At 70.7% G+C, this 15,682-nt stretch carries 15 protein-coding genes and 1 pseudogene; 7 read left to right on the top strand and 9 right to left on the bottom strand.

Annotated elements, in window-relative coordinates; genetic code table 11:
• Positions 1–8 precede the first annotated feature (8 nt).
• The 5 genes from G6N30_RS07125 to G6N30_RS07105 are packed head-to-tail and all read right to left on the bottom strand — an operon-like array spanning position 9 to position 5,505.
• Positions 9–1,163 carry a cation:proton antiporter gene (locus tag G6N30_RS07125; protein WP_134060916.1) on the bottom strand — a complete coding sequence of 385 codons (1,155 nt, stop codon included), beginning with the start codon at positions 1,161–1,163 and terminating at the stop codon, positions 9–11.
• A gap of 3 nt (positions 1,164–1,166) precedes the next feature.
• Positions 1,167–1,691, bottom strand: coding sequence for a cation:proton antiporter regulatory subunit (locus G6N30_RS07120; protein ID WP_134060917.1), 525 nt, complete (start codon positions 1,689–1,691; stop codon positions 1,167–1,169).
• A gap of 30 nt (positions 1,692–1,721) precedes the next feature.
• Positions 1,722–2,657, bottom strand: a complete 936-nt coding sequence (locus G6N30_RS07115) for a sterol desaturase family protein (protein WP_134060918.1) — start codon at positions 2,655–2,657, stop codon at positions 1,722–1,724.
• Positions 2,658–2,692: 35 nt separating this feature from the next.
• Positions 2,693–4,264: a carboxylesterase/lipase family protein gene (locus G6N30_RS07110; protein WP_134060919.1), complete on the bottom strand. Its 1,572-nt coding sequence runs from the start codon at positions 4,262–4,264 to the stop codon at positions 2,693–2,695.
• 44 nt (positions 4,265–4,308) lie between these two features.
• The gene (locus G6N30_RS07105) at positions 4,309–5,505 is read right to left on the bottom strand and encodes an MFS transporter (RefSeq protein WP_134061008.1); all 1,197 of its coding nucleotides are present in this window, start codon (positions 5,503–5,505) and stop codon (positions 4,309–4,311) included.
• 127 nt (positions 5,506–5,632) lie between these two features.
• On the opposite strand from G6N30_RS07105, the gene malQ reads away from it, so the two are divergent.
• Entirely contained in the window at positions 5,633–7,786 is a 2,154-nt protein-coding gene (gene malQ, locus G6N30_RS07100) for a 4-alpha-glucanotransferase (protein ID WP_134060920.1), read from the top strand.
• 80 nt (positions 7,787–7,866) lie between these two features.
• Positions 7,867–8,277, top strand: a complete 411-nt coding sequence (locus tag G6N30_RS07095) for a hypothetical protein (RefSeq protein ID WP_166674633.1) — start codon at positions 7,867–7,869, stop codon at positions 8,275–8,277.
• Positions 8,278–8,280: 3 nt separating this feature from the next.
• Here G6N30_RS07095 and G6N30_RS07090 read toward each other — a convergent pair whose 3' ends face one another.
• The 3 genes from G6N30_RS07090 to G6N30_RS07080 all read right to left on the bottom strand — a co-directional run bounded on the left by G6N30_RS07090 (position 8,281) and on the right by G6N30_RS07080 (position 10,491).
• Entirely contained in the window at positions 8,281–9,072 is a 792-nt protein-coding gene (locus G6N30_RS07090) for an SDR family NAD(P)-dependent oxidoreductase (RefSeq protein ID WP_134060922.1), read from the bottom strand.
• Between the two features lie 43 nt (positions 9,073–9,115).
• The gene (locus G6N30_RS07085) at positions 9,116–9,550 is read right to left on the bottom strand and encodes an SRPBCC family protein (RefSeq protein ID WP_134060923.1); all 435 of its coding nucleotides are present in this window, start codon (positions 9,548–9,550) and stop codon (positions 9,116–9,118) included.
• A gap of 95 nt (positions 9,551–9,645) precedes the next feature.
• Complete coding sequence (locus tag G6N30_RS07080; protein WP_134060924.1) at positions 9,646–10,491, bottom strand: lysophospholipid acyltransferase family protein; 846 nt, start codon at positions 10,489–10,491, stop codon at positions 9,646–9,648.
• A 93-nt stretch (positions 10,492–10,584) separates the two neighbouring features.
• Here G6N30_RS07080 and G6N30_RS07075 point away from each other — a divergent pair, with 93 nt between their 5' ends.
• Both G6N30_RS07075 and G6N30_RS07070 read left to right on the top strand, forming a co-directional pair.
• Positions 10,585–11,484 carry a metal-dependent hydrolase gene (locus G6N30_RS07075; protein ID WP_134060925.1) on the top strand — a complete coding sequence of 300 codons (900 nt, stop codon included), beginning with the start codon at positions 10,585–10,587 and terminating at the stop codon, positions 11,482–11,484.
• Positions 11,484–12,584 carry a PDR/VanB family oxidoreductase gene (locus G6N30_RS07070; protein ID WP_134060926.1) on the top strand — a complete coding sequence of 367 codons (1,101 nt, stop codon included), beginning with the start codon at positions 11,484–11,486 and terminating at the stop codon, positions 12,582–12,584. Before G6N30_RS07075 ends, G6N30_RS07070 begins: the two co-directional genes overlap by 1 nt.
• Before the next feature lie 3 nt (positions 12,585–12,587).
• Here G6N30_RS07070 and G6N30_RS07065 read toward each other — a convergent pair whose 3' ends face one another.
• The gene (locus tag G6N30_RS07065) at positions 12,588–12,932 is read right to left on the bottom strand and encodes a DUF7882 family protein (protein ID WP_134060927.1); all 345 of its coding nucleotides are present in this window, start codon (positions 12,930–12,932) and stop codon (positions 12,588–12,590) included.
• A 70-nt stretch (positions 12,933–13,002) separates the two neighbouring features.
• On the opposite strand from G6N30_RS07065, the gene G6N30_RS07060 reads away from it, so the two are divergent.
• The 3 genes and pseudogenes from G6N30_RS07060 to G6N30_RS07050 all read left to right on the top strand — a co-directional run.
• Positions 13,003–14,415 (top strand): serine/threonine-protein kinase, encoded by a 1,413-nt coding sequence (locus tag G6N30_RS07060; protein WP_134060928.1) that lies wholly within the window; start codon positions 13,003–13,005, stop codon positions 14,413–14,415.
• Positions 14,412–15,287: an LLM class F420-dependent oxidoreductase gene (locus tag G6N30_RS07055; protein WP_134060929.1), complete on the top strand. Its 876-nt coding sequence runs from the start codon at positions 14,412–14,414 to the stop codon at positions 15,285–15,287. The genes G6N30_RS07060 and G6N30_RS07055 overlap by 4 nt, the downstream gene beginning before the upstream one ends.
• Positions 15,257–15,628: pseudogene (locus G6N30_RS07050) on the top strand (nuclear transport factor 2 family protein); the annotation flags it as partial. The gene G6N30_RS07055 and the pseudogene G6N30_RS07050, both read left to right, overlap by 31 nt.
• Positions 15,629–15,682: the final 54 nt, after the last annotated feature.

The raw sequence follows: 15,682 nt of genomic DNA, 5'->3' as shown, positions 1-15,682 counted from the left end.
GCCGGAGACTAACCGGGCCGGCGCCGCGCGGGCACGCGGCCACCGGTGAAACGGGCGAGCACCGGCCCGACCATGGCCAGGATGAACACGTACGGGGTGGCCACCGCTTCGAGATCGGCGACCGTCGCTCCGACCAGGCCGATGATCACGAGCGAGAATTCGCCGCGCGCGATCAGCGCGGTACCGGCGCGCAACTGGCCGGGGCGGGCGACGCCGTCGCGGCGGGCGGCGAACTGGCCGGTGAGCACCTTCGTGCCCGAGGTGACCACCGCCAGCGCCAGCGCGACCGGCAGCATCGGGAGCAGCTCGACGGGGTCCACCGACACCCCGATCGCGAGGAAGAAGATGGCCGCGAACAGATCCCGCAGTGGGGTGAGGACGGTGCGGGCACGTTCCGCCGCTTCGCCGGTCAGGGTCAGGCCCACCAGGAACGCCCCGACCGCGGCCGAGGCGTGGATGTACTCGGCCAGCGCCGCGACGATCAGCGTGAGGCCGAGGATGCGCAGCAGCAGCTGCTCGTTGTCCGGGTGGGCGACCAGGCGTCCGACGTGGTGACCCCAGCGGTAGGACACCACGAACGCCAGCACCAGCGCGGTGATCGCGATCGCCATCCCGAACAGCGCCTGGAGGAAGGTGCCGCCTGCGGCCAGCACGGCGAGCAGCGGCAGATACGCCGCCATCGCGAAGTCCTCGAGCACCAGGATCGACAGCACCGCGGGGGTCTCGCGGTTACCGAGCCGGCGCAGGTCGGACAGCAGCCGCGCGATGACGCCGGACGACGAGATCCACGTGACGCCGGCCAGCGCCAGGATGCCGACGCCGTTGAGCCCGATCAACCAGCCGGCGATGGCACCGGGGGCCGCGTTGAGGACCAGATCGACACCGGCCGACGGCAGGTGCCTGCGCAGGCTGGTGGCGAACTCCCCGATCGAGAACTCCAGCCCGAGGGTGAGCAGCAGCAGGACGACACCGATGGTGGCTCCGGTCTGGACGAACTCGCCGGCGGCGGGCACCGGGGCAAGACCGCCTTCGCCCAGCGCCAGCCCGGCGGTCAGGTACAGCGGAATCGGGGAGAGCGCGAAGCGTCTGGCGATGGTGCCGAGCACCGTGAGCACAGCGAGGATGACGCCGAGCTCGAGCAACAGCGTCGCGGAAACCTCCACCGATCAGCCTCGGCCGGGCGGACCGGGCTGGTGGGTCTCCCCCGCGTGGCCCTGGCTGACGATGATCTCGACGCCGGCCAGACCCTCTTCTGTGCCGATCACCACCAGCACGTCGCCGGCGCGCAGCAGGTCGGCCGGGCCGGGCGACGCCAGCACCTCCTCGTCCCGGACGATCGCGACGATGGACGCGCCGGTGCGGGTGCGGGCGCGGGTGTCTCCGAGCGGTCGGTCGACGAAGGGGCTGCCTGCCCGCACGAGCACCTGTCCGGCGTTGAGGCCGGGCACCTCCCGGGTGAGGTCGGCGAACCGCTCGGCGATCCGCGGGGCGCCGAGGATCTGGGCCAGCGCCTCGGCTTCCTCTCCGGTCAGCCGGAACACCTGCTGGGCGAAGTCCGGGTCCTCCTTCGGGTAGACCACCACCTCGAATTCACCCGTGCGCCGGGCGACCACACCGATGCGGTCACCGTCGCGGTTGTCGAACTCGAACCGCAGCCCTACGCCGGGCAGCAGAACCTCTTTGACATCCATGGTGTTCATCTTGCTGCGCCGGCGGGGAAATCACGCACGAACGGGGGCAGTGTCCTCCACGTGTCGGGCTGCTGCCGGTGTCCATCCCGGCGGGCCGAAGGCGTAGCCGAGGCGGTCACGCCACCGGGTGGCGCGGCGGACGTCGCGGGCGATGGCCCTGTACTCGTGTGTCTGCAGGCGCCAGATGTTGTAGGTGTTCACCGGTTTGGTCAACCCGTAGTGCGGGCGGAACAGCTCCGCTTGGAACGTGCCGAACAGGCGATCCCAGATGATCAGGATCCCGCCGTAGTTGCGGTCGAGATATTCCGCGTCCCTGCCGTGGTGCACGCGGTGGTGCGACGGTGTGTTGAACACGAACTCGAAAGGCCGCCACAGCGTGCCGATGCGCTCGGTGTGGATCCAGAATTGGTAGATCAGGCTGATCGAGAAGCTGGCGAACACCATCCACGGCGGAACGCCCAACAGCGGCAACGGAAGCCACATCAGGATCTCGCCGCTGTTGTTCCACTTCTGGCGCAGCGCGGTGGCGAAGTTGTAGTACTCGCTGGAGTGATGCGCCTGGTGGGTCGCCCAGATGAGCCGGACCCGGTGCGCGATGCGGTGGTAGCCGTAGAAGAGCAGGTCGACACCGACGATCGCGATCACCCAGGTGTACCACTGGGTCGACGGGAGCTGCCACGGTGCGACATAGGTGTAGAGCGCCGCATAGCCGATCAGCGCGCCGAACTTCCACACCGCCATCGTCACGACCGAGACCAGCCCCATCGACAGGCTGGTCCACGCGTCGCGGGCGACGTACGCCCCGGCCGGCGCGCGGTCGGCCTCGACATGTTCGAGTCGGCGGGCGGCGGTCCACTCGACGATCAGCAGCAGCAGGAAGAACGGGATCGCGAACAACACCGGTTCACGCATCTGCGGCGGCAACACGTCCAGGAACCCGCGGACCGCGTCGACGACTGCGCCCATCACCACACCTCCGGGCGGGAGTCTATCGGCCCGCGCTATTGGAAACTGAGCACCTCGTCACCCCAGGCGGTGCGCAGGTCGGCGTCCAGGTCGGTGACGACGGTGTCGTCGCTGTCGACCACCAGGGTGGCGCGGTCGTCGAGCCGGTACGGCCGCCACTGCGGTGCCCCCGCGGGTGCTCCGGAGGCGGCGAAGCTGGTCCAGCGGCGGCGCAGCCGGTCGGAGACAGCGGTCCCCGCCTTCAACCCGCCCAGCTTGAACGTCGGGTCCTTCGGGCCTGCCACCAGATTGCCCCAGACGTACGGCAATTCGGTCGCGTGTGCGGCGCCGAGGCGCAGCAGCCGCAGCATCGGCGTGGCGAAGTCGAAGCGGTACAGATAGACCGGCGCGACGGTGCTGTGCCCCTCGGCGAACCACACCGACGGCATGCGGAAGCCGATGTCACGGGCCACGCCCATACCGCGGGCCTTACCGCGCAGCCCCGAGTAGGCGCCCACGAGGTCGGCCTCCGACGGGATCTGCAGCCCCGGTTGTTCGGTGGCGATCTGGGCGAACATCGAGCTGATGGCCTGCGGGGTGATCGGCATGAGCGGGGACTTCATCCACCGGAACAGCGCCGCCTCGTGCTTGTTGGTGCCGATGATCAGCGGCACCGCCAGAGATCGGCCGGCCCTGGCCACCTTCACCGGAAGGTCGGGCACGACGTCGCCGTCGACGATCGGCGCGAATGCCAGCGTCCCGGGTGTGCGCACGGGAACCTCGTCGAAGAGGCGTTTGGACGCCGAGAGCACAGCGGGCAGCGGCGCATCGACGAGGCGGTTCGCGTCGGCGGGCGCCACCCCGAGCCGCTCGAGAAACTGCTCGGCGGTGCGCCGGCCGCGGTCGGCGCTGTAGACCGACGTCGCCGGCGAACTCTGGGCGATGGCCGCCGAGAACAGCCCCGCCGCCGCGGGGCTGGTCATCAGCGTGGTGACGATCCCGCCGCCCGCGGACTCCCCGAACAGCGTGACGCGTGCCGGGTCACCCCCGAACGCCGCGATGTTGTTCTGCACCCAGTGCAACGCCGCGAGCACGTCCCGCAGACCGGGATTGGTGTCGAACCTGGTGCGCGACGTGGTGAACGCCGACAGGTCGAGGAATCCGAACGCGCCGACGCGGTAGTTGACCGTGACGACGATGACGTCGCCGCCCGAGGTCAGTGCCCGGCCGTGGTAGAGCGGTTGATTCGCCGAGCCCAGGACGTAGGCGCCGCCGTGCACCCACACCATCACGGGTTTGCCGTCGCCGGCGGCGGTGCCCGACGGGGCCCACACGTTGAGCCGCAGACTGTCCTCGTCCTGCACGCCACCGAGGTCGATGGGGATCCGCGGATCCGTCGGCTGAGGGCAGACCGGACCGACACGGCGCGCATCGGCGACCTCACTCCACGGCTTCGGCGGTTCCGGGGCGCGCCAGCGCAATTCGCCGACCGGCGGCGCGGCGTAGCGAATCCCCTTCCAGGCCTTGACGACTCCGTCATCGGTCCCGCGGACCGGTCCGTGCTCGGTATCGACGACCGGCTCGGCGGCTGCCGTCCGGCCGGATGCCCCGGTTGATTCCGTTGTCACGCAGCAGCACCTCCCTGCGATAGGCGTCGACTTGTCCAGGCTACTCACGGTCCCGGTCGCGCCCTCACATTCAGCACGCCCGCGAGCACCACGATCACCAATCCCGCGAGCGGGACGCTGAGCAATCCGACCCGCAGGCTCGTGGAGTCGGCGACCAGGCCGACGACGGGCGGCGACGCCAGGAAGCCGATACGCAGCAACCAGGTGACGACCGTCAGGCCGGTCCCCGGACGCAGGCCGGGAAGTTGATCGGCGCAGTGCATGGCGGCGGGGATCGCGGTGGCCACGCCGAGGCCCGCGGCCGCGAATCCGGCGATGGTCGCGGGCACGCTCGGAAACGCCAGTGCGGCGCCCATGCCGGCCGCGGCCAGCGCTCCCCCGGCGCGGGCCACCCGGGTTTCGCCGAACCGGTCGACCAGGCGGTCGCCGATCAGCCGGCCGACGAACAGGAACGCGACCAATGCGATGTACCCGAACGCCGCGACGGCGCCCGGCGCCCCGACACTGTCGCGCAGATACAGGGTCGCCCAGGAGCTTCCGGCGTCTTCGACGGTGGCGCCGGCGATCGCGATGACCGCGAGCAGCGTCAGCAGGAGATACACCTTGCGCCCGGAGACGCGTTCGGCGGCGGCCTGTGCGGCCGCCGGATGATCGTCGTGGTCGGCGCCCGGCAGCATGAAGCGGTAGGCGATCAGGACCACCACGATGAACACCGCGGCGGCCACGCCCAGGTGGACCGCACGCGGGATGTGCAGGGCGATGGCGCCCGCCCCCATGAGGCCGCCGAGGACGGCGCCGCCGGCCCACACGGCGTGCACCGAGTTGATGATCGACCGCCCGTAGTGGCGCTGCACCCGCAGGGCGTGCGCGTTCTGGGCGACGTCGGTGACCGCATCCGAGGCGCCCGCGAGGAACAGCGCACCCGCCAGCAGTACCGGCGACGGCGCCAGGCCCGCCGCGAACATGAAGATCGCGATGGCGACGGTCCCGGCGACGGCGACCCGGGCCGAGGTGAATCGCCGGATCAGGGCGGCCGCGGTGAGCCCGGCGACGAACGCGCCCGCGGAGAACGCGGCGATCGTGATCCCGTACACGGCGTTGGACAACGCGAGGTCGGCCTTGATCTCCGGGTAGCGCGGCAGCAGGTTCGCGAACAGCGCCCCGTTGGTGAGGAACTGCGCACCCACCGCGACCCGCGCTCGCCGGTCGCGCACCGCCTCGTCGAGCACTCCGGACGCCATGGCGGCGACGATACCCACGCCGGTTACTTTCACTCCGAACGGGAATCCCTGCGCGCGTGCCAGCTATGACGCCTTCGCGCCACGCCCGTCCCGCGCCCCCGCGCCACTACCGGCAGGATGGTCAGGCATGACCGACCTGTCCCCGACCCTGGTAGAACTCGCGGCCCGCCACGGTGTCGCCACCGACTACGAGGACTGGAGCGGTACCCGGGTCGCCGTCCCCGAGTCGACGCTGATCGCGGTCCTCGCCGCTCTCGGCGTGCAGGCGGCCGACGACGACGAGCGGGCCGCGGCGCTGCGCGAACACGACCGCAGGTACTGGCAGCGCTCGCTGCCGCCCACCATCCTGGGCCGCACCGGCCGTACGTCGACTTTCTGGGTGCACGTCACCCACGGCGACGACGTGGAGGTGTGGGTCGCACTCGACGACGGGTCGGTCCGTACCGCATTGCGGCAATTGCGCAATGACACTCCGCCTTTCGACCTCGACGGCCGCCTGGTCGGCGAGGCCAGCTTCGAGCTGCCCGACGACCTGCCGCTGGGCTACCACCGGGTACACATGCGGACGGGATCCTTCGAGGCCGACGCCCCGCTGATCGTCTCCCCCGCCACGCTGCCCGTGCCGCCGCGGCTGGGTGATCGTCGCAGCTGGGGCCTGGCGACCCAGCTCTACAGTGTCCGTTCCGAGCGCTCCTGGGGGGTCGGCGACCTGACCGACCTGACGGATCTCGCGGTGTGGTCGGCGGCGTGTCACAGCGCCGGGTTCATCCTGGTCAATCCGCTGCACGCGGCCGCTCCGGCCGCCCCGATGGAGCCCTCCCCGTACCTGCCGACCTCGCGGCGCTTCGTCAACCCGCTGTACCTGCGGCCCGAGGCGATCCCGGAGTACGCCGAACTCCGCCACCGCGGCCGGTTGCGCCGTGCCCGCACCGAGGTGCAGGCCCGCGCGCGGCGGAAACCGCTCGTCGACCGGGACGCGGCGTGGCGGGCCAAGCGGGCGGCGCTGGCCACCATCTATCGCGTCGAGCGCTCGGCAGGTCGTGAACTCGCCTACGCCGGCTACCGGGCCCGGCAGGGCCGTGCCCTCGACGACTTCGCTGTCTGGTGTGCGCTCGCCGAGAAGTACGGCAACGACTGGCACGCGTGGCCGGCGGACCTGCAGCATCCGGCCGGCGACGCGGTGGCCGCGTTCGCCGCCGCCAACGCCGACGAGGTCGACTTCCACCGCTGGCTGCAGTGGCAGCTCGACGAACAGCTGACCGCCGCGCATGCCACCGCGATCGGCGCGGGAATGGACGTCGGGGTCATGCACGACCTCGCCGTCGGCGTCGATCCCAACGGCGCCGACGCGTGGGCGCTGCAGGAGGTGTTGGCCCTCGGCGTCACCGCGGGCGCCCCGCCCGACGAGTTCAACCAGCTCGGCCAGGACTGGTCGCAGCCGCCGTGGCGGCCCGACCAGCTCGTCGAACAGGCGTACGCCCCGTTCCGCGCCCTGGTCGAAGGGGTGCTGCGGCATGCAGGCGGCGTCCGGATCGACCACATCATCGGGCTGTTCCGGCTGTGGTGGATCCCGCGCGGCGCCGCACCGACGGACGGCACCTACGTGCGCTACGACCACGAGGCGATGATCGGCATCGTCGCCCTCGAGGCGCACCGCGCCGGGGCGGTGGTGGTCGGCGAGGATCTCGGCACCGTCGAACCCTGGGTGCGTGACTACCTGCACGACCGCGGCCTGTTCGGCACCTCGATCCTGTGGTTCGAGAACGATCGCGACGGCAGCGGTGGACCACTGCCGGCCGAGCGGTGGCGGGAGTACTGCCTCTCCGCGGTGACGACGCACGACCTGCCGCCCACCGCGGGTTACCTGGCCGGCGAACACGTGCGGCTGCGCGACGAACTGGGGCTGCTCACCCGCCCGGCCGCCGAAGAACTCGCCGACGACCGGGCCGCCCAGGCCGCCTGGCTGGCCGAGCTGAGGCGGGTCGAGCTGCTGCCCGCCCATGAGGACGGCGACGCCGAGCCCGACGCCGACACCGTGATCCTCGCGCTGCACCGCTATCTCGGGCGCAGCCCGTCGAAACTGCTGGCGCTTTCACTCGCCGACGCCGTGGGCGATCTGAAGACCCAGAACCAGCCCGGGACCAGCGACGAGTATCCGAACTGGCGGGTGCCGCTGCGCGGTCCCGACGGCAGGCAACGCCTCGTCGAGGACGTGTTCAGGGATCCACGGGCAGCCGCACTCGCCGCGGTCATGGGTGCGTTGGTGCGCCCGGCGATGTAACGCCGGAGGCGTGTTCTCCGGTTTCACATTCGTCACTGCTGCGATATGTTCGCAGCCGCACCACAACCGACGGAGGCCATGTGAAGAAGCTCGTGACGCTCGGCGCCGGAGTGCTGGCCGCCGGTGCGGCAGCCGTGATCGGCTCCGGTGTGGCCGCGTCCCAGCCGGGTGGCAGCTACAACGTCGTCGGAGAGCCGTACAACAAGGCACTGCAGATCCTGCGCGCCCAGGGCGTGAAGGCCACCTTCGGCGGCTCGTTCGGCAGCGTCCTGCCGCAGGCCAGCTGCCTGGTCGACACCCAGAAGCTCACGTCCGCGGGCAAGATGCTGCTGATGCTGGACTGCAGCCAGGCGGCCGCCGACCGGCTCAAGGCGACACAACCCGCAGGTGGTCCCACCGTGGGCGCCAACGGCATCACCACGGTCACGCCCACCCCGATCGTGCCGATCCAGGGCGCGCCCGGTGCGGGCACCCCGCCGCCGGTGGGCTGATCCTCAGCGATCCATCGGCCGCGCGATCAGCCGGTTGAGCCGCGCTTTGACAGCGTCGGGCAGCACGGTGTTGGCCGCGCCCAGCGCCTTCGACATCAGCGACGACGCGACCACCTTCCGATCGCCGCGCATCAACGCCTCGTAGCCCTGCCGGGCGACATCGGCCGGGTCGTCCTTCGGCAGCGGACCGCCGACCGGGGTGTTGCGCATCTTGGCGCGGGTGAAGAACTCGGTGTCGACGGGTCCGGGCATCAGCGCGGTGACCGAGACACCGGTGTCGCGCAGTTCGTCGTGTAACGCCTCGGCGAAGCTCTGCACGAAGGACTTCGACGCGTTGTAGATGCTCTGGTACGACCCGGGCATCGCGGCCACGGTCGAGGACGTGAACAGCACGCGCCCGCTGCCGCGGTCGACCATGTCGCCCAGCACCAGCCGCGCCAGGTGCACAGTGGACCGCACGTTGAGGTCGACGATCGCGAGGTCCTCGTTCAGGTCGCCGTCGACGAACCGGCCCGCGCGGCCGATCCCCGCGTTGATCGCCGCGGCATCCAGCCGGCGGCCGTCCGCTGTGGCCTGCTGGTACAGGCCGGCGACGCCGTCCTCGGTCCTCAGGTCCACCTCGACGGGCGTCACCTTCCGGCCGGTTCCCGAGAGTTCTTGCGCGGCAACGTGAATCTGCGCTTCGTCGGCCGCGACGACCAGGTCGTAACCGTGCTGGGCGAACTGTCTGGCCAGTTCGAACCCGATCCCTGTCGACGCTCCGGTGACCAACGCGAGCTTCGTTGCTTGAGCCATGCAGCCGTACTACCCACGCCGATACCCGCGAAACGGGGCGGGTTCAGCCCTCCACCATCGCCTTGAGCCGCTTGACGGTCTCCCCCATGGTGCGCCCCACCTGACGCGACGCGACCCGGTCGGCGATCAGCCCCAGCAGCCCGCCCGGCGCCTCGTAGGACAGCCGGAACGTGACCTTGGTGCGGCCGTCGCTGCAGTCCCGCAGCCGGAAGCGGCCCCGCATGGGCACCCCGGTGATGCCGATCCACGCCAGGTCGCGGCCCGGGTCGAACTCCACGATCTCGACCACACCGCCGATCGGGACCGAACCCACCTTCCAGTGCGCCGTGTAGCGGGAACCGATGTCGGCCGGGCCCTCGGTCACCGTTTCCCAGCGCTCGAGGCTGGCCATGAACTCCGGGTAGCAGTCCGGGTTGCTGACCACCTTCCACACCGTGTCGCGGTCGGCGTCGACGACGCACCGCCGTTCGAGCCTCATCGATCTCCTCGCTTCTTCGCGCGAGCGCTCATCAGGGCACTCGCTTCTTCGCGCGAGCGCTCATCAGGGCACTCGCTTCTTCGCGCGAGCGCTCATCAGCCGATCACCGGGAAGCGTCGCTCCGAGGCCAGCCTGTCCACCCCACCCTGCAGGCTGGCGACCACCTTGTCGTTGATGACGTCGTCGTCGGCGTCGGCGATGTCGGCGGCGTCGATCGGTTCCTGCACCTCGATGACGATCTTCGTGGGCAGCGGCAGCCGCGGGATGAGGTCGCTGATCACCAGCCCCCACGGCGGCGCCAGCAGGATCGGCACACTCTTCAAGCGCGCCAGCTTGTCCACCATCAGCAGCCGCGCCAGCCACTGGCCGCGGTCGAGGAACAGCGCCGCCTCCTGACCGCCGACACTGGCGACGGGCACGATCGGCACGCCCGCCTCGCGGGCCAGCCGCACGTACCCCTTGCGGCCACCGAAGTCGACTCGGTGGCGTTCCCACGACGGCCGGAACACCTCGTAGTCGCCGCCCGGGTAGACCAGCAGCGCGGCACCGGACTCCAGGGCCAGCCGGGCGTTGTCGTGGTTGGCCGCGACCGTGCCGAACTTGCGCAGCCAGCCCAGCCCCGGCGCGGACACCACGAGGTTGTGGGCGAGCTGGTAGAACGGCCGCTCGACACCGAAGTACGAGCAGAAGGCCAAGGTGAAGACGAACGTGTCGGGCGGGATGTTGCCGCCGCTGTGGTTGCCCACCAGCAGCACGGCACCTTCGCGCGGGATGCGGTCGAGACCTCGCACGTCCGCGCGGAAGTACAGCGATGCCAGCAACCACGTGCCGGGCAACTGCTCGCGGATGTAGTCGGCGTCGCGCTGATCCAGGTCCGCCTTCGGCACCCGGGACGACACCTGGTGTCTGGCCCAATCGAGAACGTCGCTGATCCCCGCCATGGCACGTCGTATTGACAACCCGGGCTTAGCCGAAACCTGCGTTCCCACCTATCGTCGTAGACTTCGGGCGTCGCCGGCAGCAGGAGGAGTGCGATGTTGCGACCACGCCGCTTCGATGTGGAGATCGATCCGGGACCGGTCCAGATCCAGGCCCGCAAGGTGGCCTTCGACGTCGAGGGTGTCGGCCTGCACTGGATTCCGGGCCACCCGGTCGCGTCGAACGTCGTGAGCCTGCTCAACATCGTGCTGCCTGCTGCGGAACGCTGGTTCGTCGACACCTTCAACGAGGCGCTGCCCCTGGTGAAAGATCCGAGACTCGCCGACGACATGCGGGGTTTCATCGGCCAAGAAGCAACCCACGCCGACGTCCACGACCAGGTGCTGCACTCCTACCTCGAGACCCACGGCATCGATCCCGCGCCCGTGCTCGACCAGATCGAGTACGTGTTCACCAGGATGCTGGCCCCGAGCACCTCGACCGATCCGAAACGCAGACTCAACCACCTGTGTGACCGGCTGTGGCTGATCGCCGCCATCGAGCACTACACCGCGGTGATGGGTGACTTCGCCTTGAACTGCGCGTGGGACGACTTCGGGGCCGATCCCACGATGGTCGACCTGTTCCGGTGGCACGGCAGCGAGGAAGTCGAACACCGCAGTGTGGCCCACGACGTCGCGGTGTACTTCCACGACAGCTACCTCGACCGGATCCGGGCCATGTCCATCGCCGTCGTGATGATCTTCGTGTTCTTCCAGCGCGCCGCCTGGTATCTGGTCAAGGCGGACCCGAACACCGATATCGGGTGGTGGCGGTTCAACCGGCTCCGGATGCGCGATTCCAAGCTCGGCCTGCTGCCGCGATACCGGAAGTTGTTCGGCGCCAACACATTGATGTACTTCCGGCCCGGTTTCTCCCCTGAGGAGATGGGGTCGACGGCGCAGGCGGTCGCCTACCTGGCCAGCTCCCCGGCGGCGCGGGCCGCGCACCTCTGATGCCCCTGCTCGACCGGTTCCGGCAGGCCCCGCCCAGCGCGTTCGGCCGGCTGCGCCACGACCTGTCGATCGGCCTTGCCGACACCGCCATCTCCGCGCTCTGGGCGCTGTCGGGCCGCGTCCGCGACATCTCCGAGCCGGCGGCACGCGACGAGCTCATCCCGCTCACCGTCACCGACCGCCGACTGGTCGCCGACGACGTCGTCGCACTCACGCTCACGGCCGCAGGCCCGGACCCGCTCCCGGTCTGGCATCCCGGAGCCCACCTCGACGTGCACCTGCCCAGCGGGCGGATCCGGCAGTACTCGCTGTGCGGCGACCCCGCGGTGCGGGACCACTACCGAATAGCGGTGCGCCGCATCCCCGACGGCGGGGGCGGTTCGCGCGAAGTGCACGAGCAGCTGACGCCGGGCGCGACCGTCGCAACACACGGGCCCCGCAACGCTTTTCCGCTCACCCTGCCCGGTTACGGGTCCCCCGCGCAGCGGCTGCACTTCGTCGCCGGCGGTATCGGCATCACGCCCATCCTGCCGATGCTCGCGCCGGCGGCGCGGCTCTCCGTGCCGTGGACGATGGTCTACACCGGCCGCAACCGCCCCAGCCTGCCGTTCCTCGACGAGGTGGCGGGCTACGGCGACCGGGTTCGGATCCGCACCGACGACGTCAGCGGTGTGCCCTCGGCCGCCGATCTGCTCGGCGACTGCCCGGACGGAACGACGGTGTACGCATGCGGACCGGCGCCGTTGCTGACCGCGGTGCGCTCGGCACTCGTCGGGCGCGACGGGGTGGAACTCCACTACGAGCGGTTCGCCGCCCCGCCGGTCGTCGACGGCGCGCCGTTTGCGGTGTCGATCGCGTCGACGGGGGTGACGGTGCCGGTCGCCGCGGACGAGAGCCTGCTGAGCGCGCTGCGCCGATCCGGTGTGCACGCTCCCTACTCGTGCCGGCAGGGCTTCTGCGGTACGTGCCGGACAAGAGTGCTCGACGGGACCGTCGAGCACCGCGACACGCTGCTCACCGACCCGGAGCGGGAGGCGGGCATGATGCTGACCTGCGTGTCGCGTGCCGCCGAGGGCCGCACCCTGACGCTCGAGCTGTAGCGGCTACGACCCTTCGGTGAACGGCCACCACAGGCCGTCGCTGCCGCGGACGCCGTTGGGCGTGTCCATGGCCGCGGTGATCTCCTGGATCTCGTTGGCCTGCAGCGCTTCTGGCGCCACCCGCCCACCCGACCCGTCGGAGACGTCGAAGGCGAAGCTGACCGGCAGGCCGGGGTGGAGCCAGTGGCTCACCGTCCGTTCGGTGCCGTCGTCGCCCGCATCGGTGGTGGTGAGGAAGAACCCCTTCCCGGAGGCGAACCGCGCCGCCGTGGCCACCTGCAGGTGCGCCAGGAAGTGGTTGGTGAATGTGCCCGGTAGCGGTTGCCCGCCCACGTGAACCGTTGCCACGGACCTGCCCTTCGCTCGTGTCGTCGTCGACCTTCGCCCACCCGCCAACGCCGATCTGTACTATCGCGCCATGCCGTTGGCCGAGGGGGCGACGTTCGCGGGTTACACCATCGTGCGACTGCTGGGGACCGGCGGCATGGGCGAGGTCTACCTCGCCCAGCATCCCCGGTTGCCCCGGCGAGACGCGCTGAAGGTGCTGCCCGCGACCGTATCAGCGGACGACGAGTACCGAGAGCGGTTCAACCGGGAAGCCGATATCGCCGCGACGCTGTGGCATCCGCACATCGTCGGCGTCCACGACCGCGGCGAGTACGACGGTCAGATCTGGATCTCCATGGATTACGTGGAGGGCACCGACGCCGCGCAACTGTTGCGGGACAGCCACCGGACCGGTTTGCCGCCGACCGAGGTGGTCGCGATCGTGCGGGCGGTCGCAGACGCCCTCGACTACGCCCATCAGCGCGGCCTGCTGCACCGCGATGTCAAGCCCGCCAACATCCTGCTGGCCCGCCCCGGCTCCGGTGAGGAGCGAATTCTGTTGGCGGACTTCGGCATCGCCCGCTGGGTCAACGACATCAGCGGGCTCACCGCCACCAACATGACCGTCGGCACGGTGTCGTATGCCGCACCGGAGCAGCTGATGGGCGGTGAACTCGACGGGCGGGCCGACCAGTACGCGTTGGCCGCCACGGCCTTCCACCTGCTCACCGGTGAGCCTCCCTTCGCCCATGCCAATCCGGCGGTGGTGATCAGCCAGCACCTGTCCGCGGCGCCGCCCGGACCGGGCGTGCACCGCACGGAACTGGCCGCGGCGGACCCGGTGTTCGCCCGTGCGCTGGCCAAGGACCCGAAGGACCGCTTCGAACGGTGTGCGGATTTCGCCCGGGCCTTGGCCCATCGCCTCGCCGGGGCCGATCCCGGCGCCACCGAGCAGTGGCTGCCCGCCGCCGCGCCCGCACCCGCGCGCCGGTCGCTGCTGCGGCCCGCGGTGCTGATCCCGGCGGTGCTGGCCGTCCTGTTGGTGGTGGCCGTCGCCGTGGCGGTGACCGAGTTCCGCCGGGCCGACGACGAGCGACCCGCCGCCGCCGGAACCGCCACCTCCAGCGCACCCGCTCCGCCGCCTCCAACCACGACGCCTCCCATCACGACGCCTCCCATCACGACGCCTCCCATCACGACGCCTCCCACCGCGGCTCCCCCGCCGCCCGCCGTCGTCGGCGCGAACTGCGCACCGGTGGGCACCACCTCGACCACGGCCGACGGCACCACCGCGTACTGCGAAACCCTGCAGAGCACCGGCGCTTCCATCTGGTCGTTGACTCCCGGCGACGTCCCGGAACCCACGGTGACACCAGCGCCCACCGAAGAGGTGCTGCCGTTCGCCGAGGAGTCCCCGGTGCGGGTGTGCATGCAGCAGACCGGGTTGACCCGCCCGGAATGCCGCGAGGCGATCCGGCGCAGCAACGGAGTGCCGTTCCCGTGAAGTACGCCGTGGTCGCGCCGGTCGCCGGCGGCGTCACCGCCGACCCGGCCTGGATGGCGGAGTTCGCGCGGCATCTGGAGGCATGCGGTTTCGAGTCGATCGTCGTGGTCGAGCACACGGTGCTGATGACGCAGTACGCCAGCGTCTACCCGTACGACGCGTCCGGGCGGGTCGAACTCACCGCCGACACCCCGGTCCCCGATCCGCTGGATCTGCTGGCATTCCTCGCCGCCCACACCGAACGCCTGGTTCTGGCCACCGGGGTGCTGGTGCTGCCCAACCACCACCCGGTCGTGCTCGCCAAGCGGGTGGCGACGGTCGACGCGTTGTCGGGCGGCCGGGTGCGACTGGCGGTCGGGACCGGGTGGCTCGCCGAGGAACTGCGGGCGTGCGGCGCCGACTTCGCCACCCGCGGCGCCCGCGCCGACGAACAGATCCAGGTGCTGCGGACGCTCTGGGCCGACACCCCGAACGGCGCGAGCTTTCACGGGAAGTTCTTCGACTTCGACCATGCGATGTCCTACCCGAAACCGGCGGCCCGCATACCGATTCACATCGGCGGACACAGCAGGGCCGCCGCCAGACGCGCGGGCCGCTTCGGTGACGGCTTCCAGCCACTGGGCGTCGCCGGCGCCGAGCTCGCCGGCCTGGTGTCCCGGATGCGTTCCGCCGCAACAGAATCCGGTCGCGACCCCAATGCGCTCGAACTGTCGCTCGGGCACATGGTCGCCAAGATCGACCAGGGGCGTGCGGAGAAGCTCGCGGATCTCGGCGCCCACCGGGCGATTCTGGCGATGCCGCCGGTCACCGCGCTCGAGGAGGCCACCGACGTGGTGTCGGCGTGCGCTCAGCGATTGGGGCTGATCTCGTGAGCCTGACCCCCGCCGACCGTCTTGCGGTGGCCGACCTGGTGCACCTCTACGCCGCCGCCGTCGACGACCGCCGTTTCGAGGACGTGGTGCGGCTGTTCACCGAGACCGCCGAGCTGCGGCTGCCCGATCCCCCGCGGATCCTGGAACCCGAGCGGCACCTGCACGGCCACGACGGTGTCCGCGACGCGATGGCGGCGCTGTCCGGCGTGGAGCGCACCGAGCACGCCATCGTCGGTGAGGTGTACGCCGACACCTCCGATCCCGGATACGCCCTGGGCCGGATCACCTGCATCGCGCACCACTGGAGCGTCACCGACGGTGAGGTCAGCGACGTCGTGTGGCATCTGCGTTATGACGACGAATACCGGCGCACCCCGGCGGGATGGCGGTTCCAC

This window comes from Mycolicibacterium litorale (assembly GCF_010731695.1).
GTDB lineage: Bacteria > Actinomycetota > Actinomycetes > Mycobacteriales > Mycobacteriaceae > Mycobacterium > Mycobacterium litorale.
Note: the sequence above shows the minus strand (reverse complement) of the source record. Positions and strands in the feature narration are given on the sequence as shown.